A 17464-nucleotide genomic window follows, 5' to 3' on the forward strand; every position below is an offset into this window, starting at 1 on the left:
CATGCGTCCCTCGGATCTCGAACTCCTCGCCGTGCCCGGCACTCCCGCGCTGCACGGCACCCTGCTGCTGACCGCGGTCACCACCCCCGACCTCGGCGGCAACACCTATCGCAGTTCGCTGTGGCGGGCCGCCCCCGACGGCGGGGCGGCCCGGCAGTGGACCCACGGCGAGCGGGACACCGATCCCGCGATCTCCCCGGACGGCCGCTGGGTGGCCTTCCTCCGCGCGGACGGCGACAAGCCGCAGCTGCACGTGATGCCCGCCGACGGCGGCGATGCCCGGCGCCTCACCGAACTGCCGCTCGGCGCCGGCGCCCCGGTGTGGGCGCCGGACTCGCGCCGCGTCGCCTTCACCGCGCGGGTGCCCGAAGCCGGCCGCTACGGTGCGCCGGACCCCGACGGCGAAGTCCTCGAACCGGCCGCGGAGGCGCCCCGCCGGATCACCCGCTACGACTACCGGCTCGACAACGTCGGCTTCCTGCGGGACCGCCCGCGGCGGCTGTTCGTCCTCGACGTCACCGACCCGGGTGAACCGGAGCCGCTGACCGACGACCAGGCCGACGTCTCCGACCCGGCGTGGCTGCCGGACGGTTCGGCCGTGCTGGTCGTCGCGCCCCGCGAGTGGGGCGCCACCGACACCGAGGAGAGCGACCTCTACCTGGTGCCTGCCGAGGGCGGCGAGCCGGTGCTCGCGGTGCGCAGTGCGGGCAGCGCCGCCAAGCCGTCGGTGACGGTCGACGGCACGATCCTCTTCTACGGCCAGGAGTACACGTGGCCGCACGTCGTGGCCCGCAACCCGGGTCTGTGGGCGGCCGAGCTGCCCGCCGATGGCGAGCCGGCGAAGCCGCGCCGCCTGACCGACGCGGAGTCCGTGTACTGCATGGCCGACGTGCCGCCCGCGCAGTTCCGCGACGAGGTCCTGGTGACCGTGCTCAACCGCGGCGCGATCGAGCTGCGGGCCGTGCCGCGCGACGCCGACCGGGCGCCGCTGGACGGCCTGGCCCGGCTGCTCGGTGACCGCGGCGCGGTGCGGTCGTTCGCGGTGGACGGGGAGCGGATCGCCGCGGTCGTGGCGCGGCCGGACAGCTCGGGTGACGTGGTGCTGCTCGACGGCCCGGACCAGTTCGTGCTCACCGACTTCTCGAAGCCGGTGCGGGAGAAGGGGATCCGCCCGGTCGAGGAGCTGACCGCCACGGCGCCGGACGGCTACCCGGTGCACGGCTGGCTGGTGCTGCCCGAGGGCGAGGGGCCGCACCCGGTGCTGCTCGTGGTGCACGGCGGCCCGTTCGCGGCCTACGACTGGGGCCTGTTCGACGAGGCGCAGGTGTACGCCGCGGCCGGGTACGCCGTGGTGATGGGCAACCCGCGCGGTTCGGCGGGCTACGGCGAGAGCCACGGGCAGGCGATCGTGCACGGACTGGGCACGGTCGACGTCGACGACGTGCTGGCGCTGCTGGACGCGGCCCTGGAGCGCGACGACCTGGACTCCTCGCGGGTCGGCGTGATGGGCGGCTCGTACGGCGGTTTCATGACGACGTGGCTGGCCGCCCACCACGGTTCGCGATTCCGCGCCGCGTGGAGCGAGCGGGCCGTCAACGCGTGGGACTCGTTCACCGGCAGCTCGGACATCGGCTGGTTCTTCACCGAGGCCTACGTCGGCGCGGACCCGGTGGTGCAGCGCGAGCGCAGCCCGCTGACCTACGCCGCGCAGATCCGCATCCCGTTCGCGGTGGTCCACTCCGAGCACGACTGGCGGTGCCCGGTCGAGCAGGCCCAGAGGCTGTTCGTGGAGCTCAAGCGCAACGGCACGGAGGTCGAGATGCTCCTCTTCCCCGGCGAGGGCCACGAACTGAGCCGGTCCGGCAAGCCGCGCCACCGGGTGCAACGCTTCGACGCGATCCTGGACTGGTGGTCGCGCCACCTGGCGTGACTCGCCAGTGGCCGAGGCGGAGACGCCGGCCCGGATCAACGTCGAGGGCTGGCGCTCCGCCCGCGCACCTGGGACAGCTTGCGGGCCGAGCGCTTCCGGCGCCCGGCCTCCCCGGCCTCGGAGCCGGCTGGGTAACGGAGCCGGCTGGACCGCGGTGCGTCCCGGACGGTTGCCCCGGCGCGCCCACCGGCGAGGTGGCGTCGTGGTGCGGCGGGCGCGGGGGTTTCCCGGCTCCGGTGCCGGCGTTCCGCAGAGCAGTAGGCGGGCTGGCGGCGGGGTCTCGCCACGCGTTGATCCAGGTGTGCCGGGACAGCACCGGCGCCCGCCGCCCCCGGAAATCCGCTGTTCCCACGCTTCAGTTGAGCAGCACGTAGTTCAGCTCCTCGCACACCCGGCCCAGCGGCACGTCCAGCCCGGGGTGGTCGAGCGGCAGCAGCACGTCCGGCGCCAGCGGCAGCGCCTCGCCGGCCGGTGGGTCCCACAGGCACAGCGCGGGGTGCCCGCCGTCCATCGACGAGCGGTACCACAGCCCGTCCAGCTCCGGGAAGGCCGCGCGGATCGCCCGCGCCCACGCCTGCGTGATCTTCTTCGGCCCGCTCGAAATCTCCTGCGACGCCCCGACCCGCGTCGGCCACAGGCCGGTCAGGTCGAGCAGCCTCAGCGGCCGCGACGGGCGCACCACGACCAGCCTCGGGAGCCGCGTCCTGCGGTCGACCAGCGACGTCGTCTGGAACACCTCCGCCACGCTCGTCCGCACGGTCAGCCCGAAGTACAGCACCCCGTGCCCCGGATCGGTGACGGCGCGCCCGTCCCGGCTGGGCGGCTGCGGGTCGAAGCGGCCGTGCGGCAGGGGGCCGGTGTAGCGGAACGTGTTCCACTGCTGCGGGTGGTTGCCGCCCGCGGTGAAGATCCGCACCAGCCGCCGCGTTGGCGGCACGGTCACGATGTCGACGTCGGCGCGCAGGGCAGCGAGGAGCTCAGCCCGCGACGGCGGGAGTGGCAAACGGGCCATGAGATGCGGGGCGGCCTCAGAACGGGGTGCCGAGCGTGGCGGCGAGCGCGGCGACCGGCTCGGGGTCGCCCCCGGCCAGCAGCCACTGCCGCGGGGTGGCGGGCCGCCCGCCGATCTGCAGGTCGGCCTGCTCGGTGTTCATGAACGCGGCCACGACCAGCGCGGGCTGGTCGTCCGGCACGGCGGCCAGCACGGCTTCCAGCCCGGGCAGCGCGCCCCGCTCGCCGAACTGCCACGACGGCAGCCGCCAGCCGCCCTGGTCCTTCCAGCCGGTCAGGCGCCGGTCGGCCAGCTTGTGCCGGATCCGGCTCGGGTCCACGCCCAGCCGTCGCGCGGCCTCGGCGACCGTGAGGGCGGACTCGGCCAGCACCGCGTGCGCCGCCACCGACGGCGCGCGGCTGTCCGGCTCGTCGTCGCGCCGGGGCGACAGATCGAGCCCCGCCTCGGCGAGCGCGGCCCGCTGCCCCTCGGAGAAGAAGGACACCGGGTCCGGGTTCGGCGGGGCGAGGCGGCGCGCGGCATCCTCGACCAGCGAGAGGAAATCCGCGGCGTCGATCCGGAGGCCTGCCTTGGCGAGGACGTTCTCCAGCGCGACCGTCATGAGCCTCAGCATAGCGCTCGGCGTGCGGGTTCGTGCGCCCTAGGGGAAACTGTCCGCAGAGGACACGATCTTGTCCACTCTTGACATGTGTGGCGGGTCACTCTAGGTTCGGCCGAGTAATCGATTTCTCGCAGCGTGGCGAGGGGGGCCAGCATGGACGCGGAGCCACGGTCGCCCCTGGTCGAGCTGGCCGGGGTGAGCAAGTCTTACGGCGGAGTTCATGCGGTGCGTGACGTCGATTTCACTGTGCGTGCCGGAGAAGTCCACGCGCTGCTCGGGGAAAACGGCGCGGGCAAGTCCACTCTGATGAAGATCCTCTCCGGTGAGGTGGGCGGCCACCGCGGGGAAATCCGCATCGACGGCGAGCCCGTCCGGTTCGCCCGGCCCGCCGACGCGCAGCGCGCCGGGGTCGCGATGATCCACCAGGAACTCGACCTCGTCCCGGCGCTGCCGATCGCCGAGAACGTGTTCCTCGGCCGCGAGCCCCGCACCCGCTTCGGCACGATCGATCGCCGCCGGATGGTGCGCGAGACCGCGCGCCTGCTGGACCGCATCGGCATCGCGCTCGACCCGCGCCGTCCGGTGGAGGAGCTGCGCACCGGCGAGCAGCAGCTGGTCACCATCGCGAAGGCGCTGTCGCTGGACGCCCGGATCATCGTCATGGACGAGCCGACCTCCGCGCTGTCCGCGCCGGAGATCGACCGGCTGTTCGCCGTGATCGCCGAACTGCGCCGCGCCGGCGCCGGCGTCGTCTACATCTCGCACCGCATGGACGAGATCGGCCGCGTCGCCGACCGCGCGACCGTGCTCCGCAACGGCGAGGTGGTGGCGGAGTTCGACGCGCGGGCGATGACCGCGCAGCAGGCGTCCGAGGCGATGGTCGGCAGGCCGGTCGAGTCGATGTTCCGCACCGGCGACGGCGCGGGCGCGGGGGAGGAGCTGCTGCGCGTCGAGGACCTGGTCGTGCAGTCGCGGCGCCCCGGCCGCCGTGATCCGGCCGGCATCAGCCTGCGGGTCGGGCGCGGCGAGATCGTCGGTGTCGCCGGGCTCCTCGGCGCCGGTCGCACGGAGCTGCTCGAAACGATCTACGGCGTCGGGGGACGCTGGTCCGGGCGGATCCTGTTGCGCGGCGAGGAGATCCGCCCGCGCGGCCCCCGCGCGGCGCTGCGCCTGGGCATCGCGTTCGTGCCCGAGGACCGGCGCGTCGCGGGCCTGGCGCTGGAGCACTCGGTGCTCGCCAACACGGTGCTGTCCATAGTGGACCGCATCGCGCGGGCCGGGGTGGTGCCGCGGCGGCGGGAACGCGGCGCGGCGCAGGAGATGGTCGACCGCCTCGGTGTGAAGCTCGCGTCGCTGCGGGACCCGGCAGGCTCGCTGTCCGGCGGCAACCAGCAGAAGGTCGTGCTGGGGCGCGGCCTGCTCACCGAACCGGCGCTGCTGCTGCTGGACGAGCCGACCCGCGGGGTGGACGTCGGCGCGAAGGCCGAGATCTACCGGCTCCTCGGCGAGGCGGCGAGCAGGGGCGTGGGGGTCCTGCTCGCGTCGTCGGAGCCCGCCGAGCTGATCGGCGTCTGCCACCGCGTGGTCGTGCTGCGGGATGGCCGCAGCGTGCGGGAACTGGACACGGCGAACACCACCGAAGCGGAGCTGCTGGCGTTCTCGATGGGCGAGGGGGCCGTCGAGGACCTGGTGGCGGAAGGGACGTCATGACCAAGGTGGCCGCGTTGCCCGACCTCGCCCGCCCCGGCGGCGGGCTGCTGGCGACGCTGTTCCGGTTCCAGAGCCTGTTCGGCCTGGTGCTGGTGTTCATCGCCGCGGTGGTGTACTCGCCGAGCAAGAACGGCGAGCTCGTGTTCCTGGACTCGGGCAACCTGTTCAACGTCGTGCGCTCGATGTCGGAGATCGGGATCCTCGCCGTCGGGATGACGCTGGTGATCCTCATCGGCGGCATCGACCTGTCCGTCGGGTCGGTGCTCGGCCTGGCCAGCGTCGGGGTGGCGGTCCTGCTCACCGAGAACGACCTCGGGCTGGTGCCGGCGGTGGCGCTGGTGCTCGCGATCGGGCTCGGGTTCGGGCTGCTGCAGGGGTTCGCGATCACCTCGTTCGGCATCCAGGCGTTCATCGTGACCCTGGCCGGCATGCAGATCGCGCGTGGCCTGGCGCGGATCTGGTCCGGCGGGCAGGGCGTGTCGATCACCTACGGCGAGGGGCCGGGGCAGGCGCCAGAGACGTTTTCGCTGCTGGGGGAGCGCACCTTCAACGGGCTGGTGCCGATCCCCGCGCTGATCTTCCTGGTGGTCGCCGCACTGGCGGTGGTGCTGCTGCGGGTCAGCGCGTTCTCCCGGCACATCTACGCCATCGGCGGCAACGAGAAGGCCGCGCGCCTGTCCGGCGTGCCGGTCAAGCGGGTGAAGATCATCGTGTTCGGCCTGTGCGGGCTGCTGGCGGCGCTGGCCGGGATCGTGCACGCCGGGCAGCTCAACTTCGGCGGACCCAACGACGGCGCGATGTACGAGCTGGACGCGATCGCCGCCGTGGTCATCGGCGGCACCAGCCTGATGGGCGGGCGCGGCTCGGTGGTCGGCACGGTGGCCGGCGCGCTGCTGGTCGGCGTGCTGCGCAACATCCTGGGCCTGAACAACGTGGACTCCAACGTCCAGTTGCTCGTGATCGGCCTGGTCATCGTGCTCGCCGCGGGGCTGCAGCGGCTGCGGCCGGCATCGGTTTCCTGACGAGAGGGGAAGAATCATGCGGAAGTCCCGTGGCCTGGCGGCGGTGGGCGCGTGCCTGCTGCTCGCGGCCTGCGGCACCACGAACGAGAACTCGGGCAGCGGCTCCGGCGCGCAGGGTGCGCCGGAGCGCTGCGGCGCCGACGGGCAGTACACGATCGGGATGAGCCAGGCCAACGTCGCCGAGCCGTACCGGCAGCGGATGGACGACGACATCCGCGCCGCGGCCGCGTCGGTGCCGCAGTTCACCGTCAACTTCGCCGACGCCGCGCAGGACAACTCGAAGCAGGTCGAGCAGGTCGACAACTTCATCACCCAGCAGGTCGACCTGCTCATCATCAGCCCCAACGAGGCGACGCCGCTGACCGCGCCGGTGAAACGCGCCTACGACAAGGGGATCCCGGTGCTGGTGCTGGACCGCAAGGTCGACGGCGACGCCTACACGTCGTTCATCGGCGCGGACAACGTCGACATCGGGCGGCAGGCCGGCGAGTACTTCAAGACGACGTTGCTGCCGAACGGCGGGAAGATCGGCGAGCTGCGCGGGCTGGCCGGCTCGACCCCGGCGCGGGAGCGGCACGACGGCTTCATGCAGGGCATCCAGGGGTCCAAGATCGAGATCGTGGCCGCGCAGGACGGCGACTGGCTGCGGGACAAGGGCCAGCAGCAGGCCGACGCGATCCTCAAGGCGAACCCGGACATCCAGGCGATCTACTCGCACAACGACCCGATGGGCGAGGGAGCCCGCATCGCCGCGACGAACGCCGGGCGGCCCGACCTGCCGATCACCGGGATCGACGGGTTGCCCATCGAGTCGGGCGGGCTGAAGGCCGTCGAGGCGGGCCGCCTGTCGGCGACGTTCATCTACCCGACGGGCGGGCAGGAGGCGATCGCCGCGGCGAAGAGCATCCTGGTGGACTGCCGTCAGGTGCCGAAAACGCAGACGCTGCCGACGAAGCTGGTGACGAAGGACAACGCGGCGGCCACGTACGCGGAGCTGAACAGCGGGTCCTGACCGTTTCGCGCGCCGTCCCGTCGCCCCGGCGGCGGGACGGCCCCGGATCGCCGCCGGAAACGAATCCCGTCAGGCGCGGTGGCTGCTGCCCCGCTCGATGAGCTGCGCCTCCAGCGTCGTCGCGGTCGGGGGCAGCGAGCCATCGGCTATCCGGGCCAGCAGCAGCCGCGCCGCCTCCGCGCCGATCTCGTACGCCGGCTGGGCCACGACGGTCAGCGGTGGGTCGATGAGCGTCGCCCAGGGGACGTCGTCGAAGGCGACCACCCCGACGTCCCGCCCCAGCCGCAGCCCGGCCGCCCGCAGCGCCTCCAGCACGCCGATCGCCATCGCGCTGTTGGCCACCAGCAGCGCGTCGGGCGGCTCCGCCTCGGCCAGCAGCGCACGCGTCGCCGCCTCGCCGCCGGACGCCCGGTACTCGGCCCGCCGCTCGCGCCGCTTCCGCCGCCCGAGCGCGTCCCGGTACCCCGCCAGCCGGTCGTCGGCCGTGCGCACCCCCGCCGGCCCGGTCACGCACCCGACCCGCTGGTAACCGGCCGCCAGCAGGTGCTCGGCCGCCGCCCTGGCCGCGGCCCGGCTGTCGACCAGCACCTGATCACCGGTGCCCGCCCGCAGCGGCCGGTCCACCGCGACGACCGGCGTCCCGCGCCCCAGCAGCATCTCGACCCCGGCCCACTCGTCGGTCGGCGAGATCACCACCCCGGCCACCCGCTCCTGCAGCGCCACGTCGATGTAGCGGCGCTCCTTCTCGGCGCTCTCGTCGGAATTGCACAGCACCACGGAGTAACCGGCCGTCTGCGCCACGTCCTCGACGCCGCGGGCGATCGCGGTGAAGAACGGGTTCTCCACATCGGAGATGATCAGCGCCAGGACCGCGGTCTCCTGCCTGCGCAGGTTCCGCGCGAGCCCGTTGGGCTGGTAGCCCAGCTCTTCCGCGGCCGCGCGCACCCTGGCGACCAGCGCCGGATCCACTGTGGACACGCCGTTCAGCGCCCGCGACACGGTGGCCGTGGACACCCCGGCGCGCCGCGCCACATCGCTGATGGTCGCCACCGCGACCTCCCGTCTTCCTCGCCGCTCACGCGGTGGACGGGCGGCTATTGACACCGTCCGGGGTCCAGAATAGCGTCTTGAGTAATCGATTACCCGCCCTAGGAGGCAGCGTGGCCCGCATCGGCGTGATCAGCATTTCCGACGGGCGTGACCATGTGCACGCGCGCAACGCCCGGTTCATCCAGTCCAAACAGGACGAGCTCGTGCGGTCGCTGACCGCGGCGGGGCACGAGGTGGTCGCGGGCCGGGACCTGGTCGCGACCAACACGCTGGCCACGTCGGTGGCGCGCGAGGTCGCCGCCGCCGGGGTGGACGTCACGATCTTCTACTACGCGGTGTGGAGCTTCCCGCACTTCACGATGCTCGCCGCGGACGCCACGCGCAGCCCGCTGATCCTGGTCGCCAGCACCGACCCGACCGAGCCGGGTCTGGTCGGCATGCTCGCCGCGGGCGGCGCGCTGGACCAGATCGGCCGCGCCCACACCCGGTTGTGGGGCGCGCCGGACGACGCGGACCTGGCCGGCCGGGTCGGCGCGCACGCGCGGGCCGCCGCCGCGGTCGCGTCGCTGCGCGGGTCCACCTTCGGCCGCTTCGGCGGCCGCCCGATGGGCATGAACACCGCGGTCGCCAACACCGACCAGTGGATGCGCCAGTTCGGCGTCGACGTCGAGGAGATCGACCAGTACGAGCTGGTGCTGCGCGCGGAGAAGGCCGACGTCGGCGAAGCGGCCAAGGCGCGCCACTGGATCGAGGAGCACGCGGCCGGGGTCCACTACGACGGCCAGAAGCTCACGCCCGAGCTGCTGGAGCGGCAGATCCGGTCGTACCTGGCGATCCGCGACATCATCGACGAGCGCAAGCTCGACTTCTCCGGCATCAAGGGCCAGCCGGAGCTGACCGAGCACTTCGCCACGATGGACGTCACGGAGGCGTTCCTCAACGACCCCTACGACTGGAACGGCCCCAAGCCGGTGCACGTCACCGCCACCGAGGCGGACATGGACGGCGCGCTGACCATGCAGCTCATGCACAAGATCTCCGGCGACCCGGTGCTGTTCGCCGACGTGCGCCACTACCACGCCGACCGCGACATCTGGGACCTGTGCAACTCCGGCCAGCACGCCACCTGGTACGCCGCGCGCAGCGACGACCCGGCGGAGAACCTGGCGAAGGTCCACTTCTACCCGGAGGTGTTCTTCTTCCCCGCGGGCGGTGCGTCGGTCCAGCACATCGCCGCGCCCGGGCAGATGACGCTGGGACGGCTCACCCGGCAGGCGGGGGAGTACCGTCTGCAGCTGATGCTGGGCGAGTTCGAGAACTACGACGACGAGACCAACGAGTCCCTGATGCGCCAGTCCACGCCGGAGTGGCCGCACGCGTGGGCGCGCCTGGACGCGCCCGCCGAGACGTTCCTGTCGCGGTTCGGGGCCAACCACATCCACGCCATCCCGGGCGACCGCCGCGCCGAGCTGCGTGCCGCGGCCGGCCTGCTGGGCGTCGACGTGCACGAGTGGTCCCGTGACTGACCTGCTGCTCGGCATCGACATCGGGACGTCCAGCTCGAAGGGCGTCCTGGTCACCCGCGACGGCGAGATCGTGGCCCGCGCGTCGCGGGCGCACGACACCTCGTGCCCGCACCCGGGCTGGGTCGAGCACGACGCGGAAACCGTGTGGTGGCAGGACTTCCTGGCGCTGACCCGGGAACTGGTGGCGGCGGCCGGCGACCGGAAGCTGGCGGCGCTGGCGGTGAGCGGTATCGGGCCGGTGCTGCTGCCCGCCGACTCCGACGGCACCCCGCTGCGGCCGGCCATCCTGTACGGCGTGGACACCCGCGCCTGCCGGGAGATCGAGGAGCTGACCGCGGAGCTCGGCGCGGAGTCCATTGTGGAGCGCGCGGGCACGGCGCTGTCGTCGCAGGCGGTCGGCCCGAAGTGGCGCTGGCTCGCCCGGCACGAGCCGGAGGTGTTCCGGCGCACCCGGCTGTTCCTGATGTGCAGTTCCTACCTGGTGCACCGGCTGACCGGCGAGTACGTCCTGGACCACCACTCGGCCAGCCAGTGCGACCCGATGTACGACCTGCGCGCGGGGGACTGGGCCGCGGACTGGGCGGCGCTGTGCGCGCCCGGGGTCGAGATGCCGCGGCTGGTGTGGCCGACCGAGGTGGCCGGTGTGGTGAGCGCGGCCGCGGCGGCGGAAACCGGTCTGCCGCAGGGCCTCCCGGTCACGGCCGGGACGGTCGACGCGTGGGCCGAGGCCGCCAGCGTCGGCGTGGCCGAGCCGGGCGACACGATGGTCATGTACGGCACCACGATGTTCCTCATCCAGGTGCTGGCCGACCCGCGCCCGCACACCGGCCTGTGGACGACGTGCGGCGCCTTCCCCGGCACGTACTCGCTGGCGGCCGGGATGGCGACCTCCGGCGCGATCACCGACTGGCTGCGCCGGCTCGTCGGCGGCGACTTCGCGACCCTGGTCGACGAGGCCGCGAAGGTGCCGCCCGGCAGCCGGGGCCTGCTGATGCTGCCCTACTTCGCGGGCGAGCGCACGCCGCTGTTCGACCCGGACGCCCGCGGCGTGCTGGCGGGGCTGACCACCTCGCACGGCATCGGCGAGATCTACCGCGCCGCGCTGGAGGGCATCGCCTACGGCGTGCGGCACAACCTGGAGGCCATGCGCGACTCCGGCGGCGCGGCGCGCAGGCTGGTCGCGGTCGGCGGCGGCACCCAGGGCGGGCTGTGGACGCAGATCGTCAGCGACGTGACGGGCGCCGACCAGCAGGTGCCCGCGGAGACGATCGGCGCGGCGTTCGGCGACGCGCTGCTGGCGGCCGTCGCGATCGGCGCGGAACCGGACATCACGCGCTGGAACCCAGTGGCGAGCACGGTTCGCCCGGATCCGGCCGCGGTGGACACCTATGACCGGTTTTATACGCGGTACCGCGAACTCTACCCCTCCACAAAGGACATAACGCACTTTCTGGCCGAGCGTCAGCGGGAGAGCGGGCACTAGCCTGGCCGGGTGTTTTCCGAACCCTCGGGCCAGGGCTGGCAGCAGGTCGGCGAACTCGTGCTCGCGCTGGTGCTGTGCTCGCTGATCGGCCTGGAACGCGAACTGAAGCAGAAGAGCGCCGGCCTGCGCACGCACACGCTGGTCGGGGTGGGCGCGGCGCTGTTCCTCCTGGTGAGCAAGTACGGCTTCACCGACGTGCTCGAACCGGGGCGGATCGTGCTGGACCCGTCGCGGGTGGCGGCACAGATCGTGTCCGGAATCGGGTTCATCGGCGGCGGGCTGATCTTCGTGCGGCGCGACGTGGTGCGCGGCCTGACCACCGCGGCGGTGGTGTGGATGAGCGTGGCGGTGGGCTGCGCGTGCGCGGCCGGGCTGCCGCTCCTGGCGGTGGTCGTCACCGCGGCGCACTTCGTGGTGGTCTACGGCTACCCGCCGCTGGTGCGGCTGCTGACGCGCCGGCGCCCGGCGACGACGACGGTCCGGCTGGCCTACCGGGACGGCGAGGGGGCGCTGCGCCGGATCCTGGAACTGGCGACCCGCTCCGGCTACTCGGTCCAGCAGGCCCTGACCAACCGCCGCGACTCCGGCGGCGTGATCGACCTGAGCATGCGGCTGCTCGGGCCGCGCGGCGTCGACGACCTGCTCGCCAGGCTGGCCGAGCAGCCCGGGATCCTCGCCGTCGAGACCGGCGCGATCGACGACACGAGCGAGTAGAAGTCGCAGGTCAGCGGGGTTGCACTACCCCGAGCGGGTGAAAAGCGGACGGTGATGTACCCGCCAGGTAACGATTGACGCTCGGCTTGCGAGGAATGGTTGACGCGCTCGGTGGAAGCGCGGTGAGCCGAGAGAAGACGACGCCATGGGTGTTGTTCCCACCGTGGGTCCCGGGCCGGGACCGCGGCGGCCGCTGGCCAGTTCGATGGCGGTGTTCGCCGCCCTCGGGGTGGTCCTGACGGTCGGCCTCACCTCGCTGCTCGTCGCCGGGCAGCGGTCCGCCGACCCGTCGGTGGGGTCGCTCAGCGGGGCCAGCGCGCCGGTCGTGGCGCCGGTCGCGCCCGTACCGCAGGTGTCCTACGCCGTGACGTACGAGCTGACGGGCGGCGCCGGGGCGCTGAACGTGACGTACGTGGCGAAGGGCGCCGACATCGCGCAGGTCCTCGAAACGGACACCCCGTGGTCGGTGTCGATCGAGCGCACCGGGCCGCAGGGCTCGGACCAGTACTTCAGCCTGACGGCGCAGAACGCCGGCGGCGGCACCCTGACGTGCCGCATCATCGTCGACGGGGTCGTGGTGAGCGAGCGGTCCGTGTCGGCGCCGCAGGGCATGGTGCGCTGCTCGAAGTCGCTGCCCTGACCCGTCCGGGCCGCCTCCCGCGATCGCCGTGGGGCACGATCACCTCGTGAACGGTGCGACCCTGCAGACCGGTCCGGTGCTGGCCGTCGTCCTCGCCGCGCTCGTCGCGGTGGGCGCCCTCGCGGTGTGGCTCGGCCGGCTCGGCCCCGGGTGGGCGGTCGCCACGGCGGCCGGTCGCGCGATCGTCCAGCTGGGCGCGGTGTCGCTGCTGATCACCGCCGTGCTCCGGTCCGGCTGGCTGACCGGGCTGTTCGTGCTGCTCATGTTCACCGTCGCCGCGGTCACCTCGGCCCGCCGCGTCGGGCTCCCGCTGCGCCGCGCGCCGTGGATCGCCGTCGCGCTGGCCGGAGGTGTCCTCCCGGTGCTCGCGCTGGTGCTCGGGTCGGGCGTGGTGCCGCTGGAGCCGATCGCCGTGGTGCCGATCGCCGGGATCGTCATCGGCGGCGCCATGAGCGCGACGTCCCAGGCCGCCCGCCGCGCCCTCGACGAGCTGGCCACACGGCACGGCGAGTACGAAGCCGCCCTCGCGCTCGGATTCCTGCCGCGGGCCGCCGCGCTGGAGATCTGCCGTCCCAGCGCCGGGCAGGCGCTGATCCCCGCGCTCGACCAGACCCGCACGGTCGGCCTGGTGACCCTGCCCGGCGCGTACGTCGGCGTGCTGCTCGGCGGGGCCGGCCCGGTGCAGGCCGGGGTGACGCAGGTGCTGGTCCTGATCGGGCTGCTGGCCGCCGAGGCGATCGCCGTGCTCGTGGCGGTCCAGCTCGTGGCGGCGGGACTCGTCGATTGCGGTTAGCGTGGGGGCATGACTGTTGCGGACTTGGTGATCGACGGGTTCGGCCGCATCCAGGAGGTCGTGCACGAGGCCGTCGACGGGCTGACCGAGGACCAGCTGGCCGAGCGCCTCGACGAGGACGCCAACTCGATCGCATGGCTGGTCTGGCACCTCACGCGCGTGCAGGACGACCACATCGCGGACCTGGCCGGCACGCCGCAGGTGTGGACCGAGCAGGGGTGGCACGAGCGGTTCGGGCTGCCGTTCCGGCCGTCGGCGACCGGCTACGGGCACCGCTCCAAGGACGTCGCCGCGGTCCGCGCGGAGGCCAAGCTGCTCACCGGCTACCACGACGCCGTGCACGACTCGACGGTCGCGTGGCTGGGCTCGCTGCGCGAGGACCGCCTGGACGACGTGGTCGACGAGGCGTGGGACCCGCCGGTCACCCTCGGGGTCCGGCTGGTCAGCATCCTGTCCGACGACCTCCAGCACGCCGGGCAGGCGGCGTTCATCCGCGGCGTTCTGGAGCGGCGCTAGGTGTACTGCTAGGGCGGCGGGAACTCGGCCGCGACCTCGGCGGCGTCGTCCATCGCCGCCGGGGCCGGCCGCCCGCCACCGGGAGCGGCCTCGGCGATGACGACGAGCGAGCCGTCCCGCCGCGACCCGTAGTACTGCCCGGTGAACTCGACGCCGGCGAGGCCGAGCGCGCCGGCCGCGAGGGGCTCGACGTTGCCCGTGCCGTCGGTGTCGGCGAGCTCCTTGAGCTCGGCCGCGGTGCTCGCGGTGGGCATGCGCACCCACGCGATCGACACGACGACGGTGTTGCCGCGCGTGTCGCCGATGGCGAGGAGGAGCCGGTCCAGCTTGCGGCACGGGTGCTTCCGGAAGAACTGCTGGACCTGGCCGTAGGAGTGGGAGCCGCAGGCCGTCGCGACGTGAGCGGTCTGCCGCAGCTGACGCAGGCCGATGCGGTTCCAGGCCTCGCCGCGCTGCCCCTTGCGGGCGGCGTCCTTGCCGGCCGACTTGCCGTGGGCGGAGGTGGCGGAACCACCTGCGGTGCCACCCCCGGTCGTCAGGCCGGTCCCGCCCGCCGCGAGCGCCCCGACCGCAAGGGCAGCGACCACCGCCTTCCCGCCCTTCCGGTTGTGCCTCGGTCTGATCCGCCCCTGCGGATCCGTGAAATATCCGTCCGGTGCCATGCCCGGGAATATTTGCCACACCACTCCATCGGTGGCTTCGTTTCGCGCGAAATCGCTCGAATGGCCCAGTCCTGAATTCCGGCGAGATTTCACATGCTCCCGGTATCCCCGGAAGAACCGCTGGTCGTGACTGACAAAACCGGCACTGTCCAAAGAGGACAAGCAGGCAACCGAGGGTGTTCTCGCCGGTTCATCCGAACAGGACCCCGGATCGCTCACCTGGCCGTTGCCGCCACCCGATCACCGGTGGCACCGTCGAAGACATGCAGGCCTTCACTCTGCCCGAGTTCTACGTCCCCCATCCGGCCAGGATCAACCCGAACCTGGAGGGCACCCGCGCGCACAGCATGGACTGGGCGCGCCGCATGGGCATGCTCGACGCGGCCAAACCCGGCGGGGGTGTGGTGTGGACCGAGGCGGCGCTGGCCAAGATGGACTACGCCCTCATGTGCGCCTACACGCACCCGGACTGCGAGGGCCCGGCCCTCGACCTGATCACCGACTGGTACGTCTGGGTGTTCTTCTTCGACGACCACTTCCTCGAGCAGTTCAAGTACTCCCGCGACATGGCCGGCGCGAAGGAGTACCTGGACCGCCTCGAGTTGTTCATGACCGCGCCCGGCCAGGAGCCGCCGGAGCCGGCGAACCCCGCCGAGGCCGGGCTGAAGGACCTGTGGGCACGCACGATCCCGGCGATGTCGGAGGGGTGGCGGCGGCGGTTCACGCTGAGCACCCACAACCTGATGGTCGAGTCGATGTGGGAGCTGGCGAACATCGACCTGGGCCGCGTCGCCAACCCCATCGAGTACATCCAGATGCGGCGGCGGGTCGGCGGTGCGCCGTGGTCGGCGAACCTGGTCGAGTACGCGGTGCGGGCCGAGGTGCCGGACCGGCTGTCGGCGACGCGGCCCGTCGAGGTCCTGTCCGACACGTTCGCCGACGCCGTGCACCTGCGCAACGACCTGTTCTCCTACCAGCGCGAGGTGCAGGAGGAGGGCGAGAACTCCAATGCCGTGCTGGTGCTCGAACGGTTCCTCGGCTGTTCCACGCAGGAGGCGGCCGAGCTGGTCAACGACCTGCTGACCTCGCGCCTGCAGCAGTTCGAGGACACCGCGCTGGTCGAGGTGCCCGCGCTGCTGGCCGAGCACGCGGCCCTGCCGCACGAGCAGATCGCCGTCGGGGCGTACGTGAAGGGGCTGCAGGACTGGCAGTCCGGCGGTCACGAGTGGCACGCGCGGTCCAGCCGGTACATGAACGAGGGCGCGGCCGAGGGCGGCTCCAGCCGGCTCACGGCCGGGCCGGTCCTGCGCACAAGGAGGCAGCAGCGCGACCACGTGCCGTTCACCAAGGTCGGGCACCTGCCGCTGCCGGAGATCTACATGCCGTACGCGTTCCGCATGAGCCCGCACCTGGAGGAGGCGCGGGAGCAGAACGCGCAGTGGTGCCGGGAGATGGGTTTCTACGATTCGGTGCCGGGTGTGGAGGCCGGCGGGGTGTGGGATGAGGAGCGGCTGCGCGGGATCGACCTGGCGCACTGCGCGTCGATGATCCACGCCGACGCCGATCCGGACGAGCTGCACCTGTCCACGGCGTGGCTGGCGTGGGGCACCTACGGCGACGACTACTTCCCGGCGGTGTTCGGCGCGGGCCGCAACGTGCCGGCCGCGAAGGTGACCAACGACCGGCTGTCGCTGTTCATGCCGCTGGACGCCGGGGAGACGCCGGAGCCGCTGACCCCGCTGGAGCGCGGCCTGCAGGACCTGTGGCGGCGCACGGCGACCCCGCTGAGCGGCGACGCGCGGCGGGTGTTCCGGAAGGCGGTCGAGGACATGACCGCGAGCTGGGTGTGGGAGCTGGCCAACCAGGCGCAGAACCGCATCCCGGACCCGATCGACTACGTCGAAATGCGGCGGCGCACGTTCGGCTCGGACATGACGATGAGCCTGGCGCGGATCACGCACCTGACCGAGGTGCCGCCGGAGCTGTTCGGCACGAGGACGCTGCGTGAGCTGGAGACCGCGGCGCAGGACTACGCGTGCTTCGCCAACGACCTGTTCTCCTACCAGAAGGAGATCGAGTTCGAGGGCGAGCTGCACAACATGGTGCTGGTGGTGGAGCACTTCCTCGGCCTGGACCGGCTCGCCGCGCGGGACGTGGTGAACGACCTGATGACGGCGCGGATGCGGCAGTTCGAGCACATCCTCGCCACGGACCTGCCCCAGCTCTTCGAGGACGCCGAACTGGACCAACCCGCCCGCGACGCGCTCCTCCGCCACGCCGACGAGCTGAAGGACTGGATGTCGGGCATCCTCGAGTGGCACCGCCAGTGCGTGCGCTACACCGAGCCGGAGCTGAAGCGCCTGACCACGCCCGCGGCGCCGGCGTTCCCCGCCGGGCTCGGCATGTCGGCCCTCCGGCTGGCCGACCGCTTCCGGGCCGCCTCGGCCTGACGCCCCGCGCGGCCCCGGGCGGGGGTGAGCGGCGGGTGGTTCAGGCCGGGGCGATCAGTTGCCGAGGGCGGCGCGGTCGCGCCTGGCGCGGCGGGGGCAGTGGCGAGCAGCCTCCGTCCGGGAGACCGTTCACGCCGAGCGGCAGCTCCCGAGCAAGATCACTCCCGGAGAAGTCACCCCTGCCGGGAATCACCCCCGCCGGGAGATCACCCGCGCCGGGAGATCACCCGCGCCGGGAGATCACCCGCGCCGGGAGATCACCCGCGCCGGGAGATCACCCGCGCCGGGAGGGCGCGCGCCAATCAGAAAAGGGTCGTGGGGGGTAGGGGGGTTTAGTCGGTGG

Annotated in this window: 15 protein-coding genes; 11 read left to right on the forward strand and 4 right to left on the reverse strand. The window is 72.8% G+C overall.

The window, feature by feature from the left end:
• The first annotated feature begins 1 nt into the window (after nt 1).
• On the forward strand, nt 2–1930 hold the full coding sequence (locus tag ABZ215_RS31950) for a S9 family peptidase (RefSeq protein ID WP_354953902.1): 1929 nt from the start codon (nt 2–4) through the stop codon (nt 1928–1930).
• Nucleotides 1931–2285: 355 nt separating this feature from the next.
• On the opposite strand, the gene ABZ215_RS31955 is transcribed toward ABZ215_RS31950, so the two are convergent.
• Nucleotides 2286–2942, reverse strand: coding sequence for an RES family NAD+ phosphorylase (locus ABZ215_RS31955; protein ID WP_354953904.1), 657 nt, complete (start codon nt 2940–2942; stop codon nt 2286–2288).
• Between the two features lie 16 nt (nt 2943–2958).
• Nucleotides 2959–3543 (reverse strand): hypothetical protein, encoded by a 585-nt coding sequence (locus tag ABZ215_RS31960; RefSeq protein ID WP_020420370.1) that lies wholly within the window; start codon nt 3541–3543, stop codon nt 2959–2961.
• A gap of 153 nt (nt 3544–3696) precedes the next feature.
• On the opposite strand from ABZ215_RS31960, the gene ABZ215_RS31965 reads away from it, so the two are divergent.
• From ABZ215_RS31965 to ABZ215_RS31975, 3 genes are read left to right on the forward strand one after another with little or no spacing between them, the layout of a single operon-like run.
• Nucleotides 3697–5253: a sugar ABC transporter ATP-binding protein gene (locus ABZ215_RS31965; RefSeq protein WP_354953906.1), complete on the forward strand. Its 1557-nt coding sequence runs from the start codon at nt 3697–3699 to the stop codon at nt 5251–5253.
• Nucleotides 5250–6275, forward strand: coding sequence for an ABC transporter permease (locus ABZ215_RS31970; protein WP_020420372.1), 1026 nt, complete (start codon nt 5250–5252; stop codon nt 6273–6275). Before ABZ215_RS31965 ends, ABZ215_RS31970 begins: the two co-directional genes overlap by 4 nt.
• Nucleotides 6276–6291: 16 nt before the next feature.
• Nucleotides 6292–7287 carry a substrate-binding domain-containing protein gene (locus ABZ215_RS31975; RefSeq protein WP_354953909.1) on the forward strand — a complete coding sequence of 332 codons (996 nt, stop codon included), beginning with the start codon at nt 6292–6294 and terminating at the stop codon, nt 7285–7287.
• Nucleotides 7288–7356: 69 nt separating this feature from the next.
• On the opposite strand, the gene ABZ215_RS31980 is transcribed toward ABZ215_RS31975, so the two are convergent.
• Nucleotides 7357–8337: a LacI family DNA-binding transcriptional regulator gene (locus ABZ215_RS31980; protein WP_020420374.1), complete on the reverse strand. Its 981-nt coding sequence runs from the start codon at nt 8335–8337 to the stop codon at nt 7357–7359.
• Nucleotides 8338–8447: 110 nt separating this feature from the next.
• On the opposite strand from ABZ215_RS31980, the gene ABZ215_RS31985 reads away from it, so the two are divergent.
• The 6 genes from ABZ215_RS31985 to ABZ215_RS32010 all read left to right on the forward strand — a co-directional run bounded on the left by ABZ215_RS31985 (nt 8448) and on the right by ABZ215_RS32010 (nt 14009).
• Nucleotides 8448–9863 carry an L-fucose/L-arabinose isomerase family protein gene (locus ABZ215_RS31985; protein WP_354953912.1) on the forward strand — a complete coding sequence of 472 codons (1416 nt, stop codon included), beginning with the start codon at nt 8448–8450 and terminating at the stop codon, nt 9861–9863.
• Nucleotides 9856–11346: an FGGY-family carbohydrate kinase gene (locus ABZ215_RS31990; protein WP_354953913.1), complete on the forward strand. Its 1491-nt coding sequence runs from the start codon at nt 9856–9858 to the stop codon at nt 11344–11346. Before ABZ215_RS31985 ends, ABZ215_RS31990 begins: the two co-directional genes overlap by 8 nt.
• Before the next feature lie 9 nt (nt 11347–11355).
• Nucleotides 11356–12060: an MgtC/SapB family protein gene (locus ABZ215_RS31995; RefSeq protein WP_020420377.1), complete on the forward strand. Its 705-nt coding sequence runs from the start codon at nt 11356–11358 to the stop codon at nt 12058–12060.
• A 145-nt stretch (nt 12061–12205) separates the two neighbouring features.
• The gene (locus tag ABZ215_RS32000) at nt 12206–12700 is read left to right on the forward strand and encodes an MmpS family transport accessory protein (RefSeq protein WP_039791744.1); all 495 of its coding nucleotides are present in this window, start codon (nt 12206–12208) and stop codon (nt 12698–12700) included.
• Nucleotides 12701–12746: 46 nt separating this feature from the next.
• Nucleotides 12747–13493, forward strand: coding sequence for an ABC transporter permease (locus tag ABZ215_RS32005; RefSeq protein ID WP_354953916.1), 747 nt, complete (start codon nt 12747–12749; stop codon nt 13491–13493).
• A gap of 9 nt (nt 13494–13502) precedes the next feature.
• Nucleotides 13503–14009 (forward strand): DUF664 domain-containing protein, encoded by a 507-nt coding sequence (locus ABZ215_RS32010; RefSeq protein ID WP_354953918.1) that lies wholly within the window; start codon nt 13503–13505, stop codon nt 14007–14009.
• Nucleotides 14010–14017: 8 nt separating this feature from the next.
• Here the strand turns inward: ABZ215_RS32010 and ABZ215_RS32015 are convergent, their stop codons facing one another.
• Nucleotides 14018–14671, reverse strand: a complete 654-nt coding sequence (locus ABZ215_RS32015; RefSeq protein ID WP_354953919.1) for a hypothetical protein — start codon at nt 14669–14671, stop codon at nt 14018–14020.
• 263 nt (nt 14672–14934) lie between these two features.
• Between ABZ215_RS32015 and ABZ215_RS32020 the strand changes: the two genes are divergently transcribed.
• On the forward strand, nt 14935–17121 hold the full coding sequence (locus ABZ215_RS32020; protein ID WP_354953921.1) for a germacradienol/geosmin synthase: 2187 nt from the start codon (nt 14935–14937) through the stop codon (nt 17119–17121).
• The last annotated feature ends 343 nt before the right edge of the window (nt 17122–17464 follow it).

Source organism: Amycolatopsis sp. NPDC006131 (genome assembly GCF_040614175.1).
Lineage (GTDB): Bacteria > Actinomycetota > Actinomycetes > Mycobacteriales > Pseudonocardiaceae > Amycolatopsis_E > Amycolatopsis_E tucumanensis.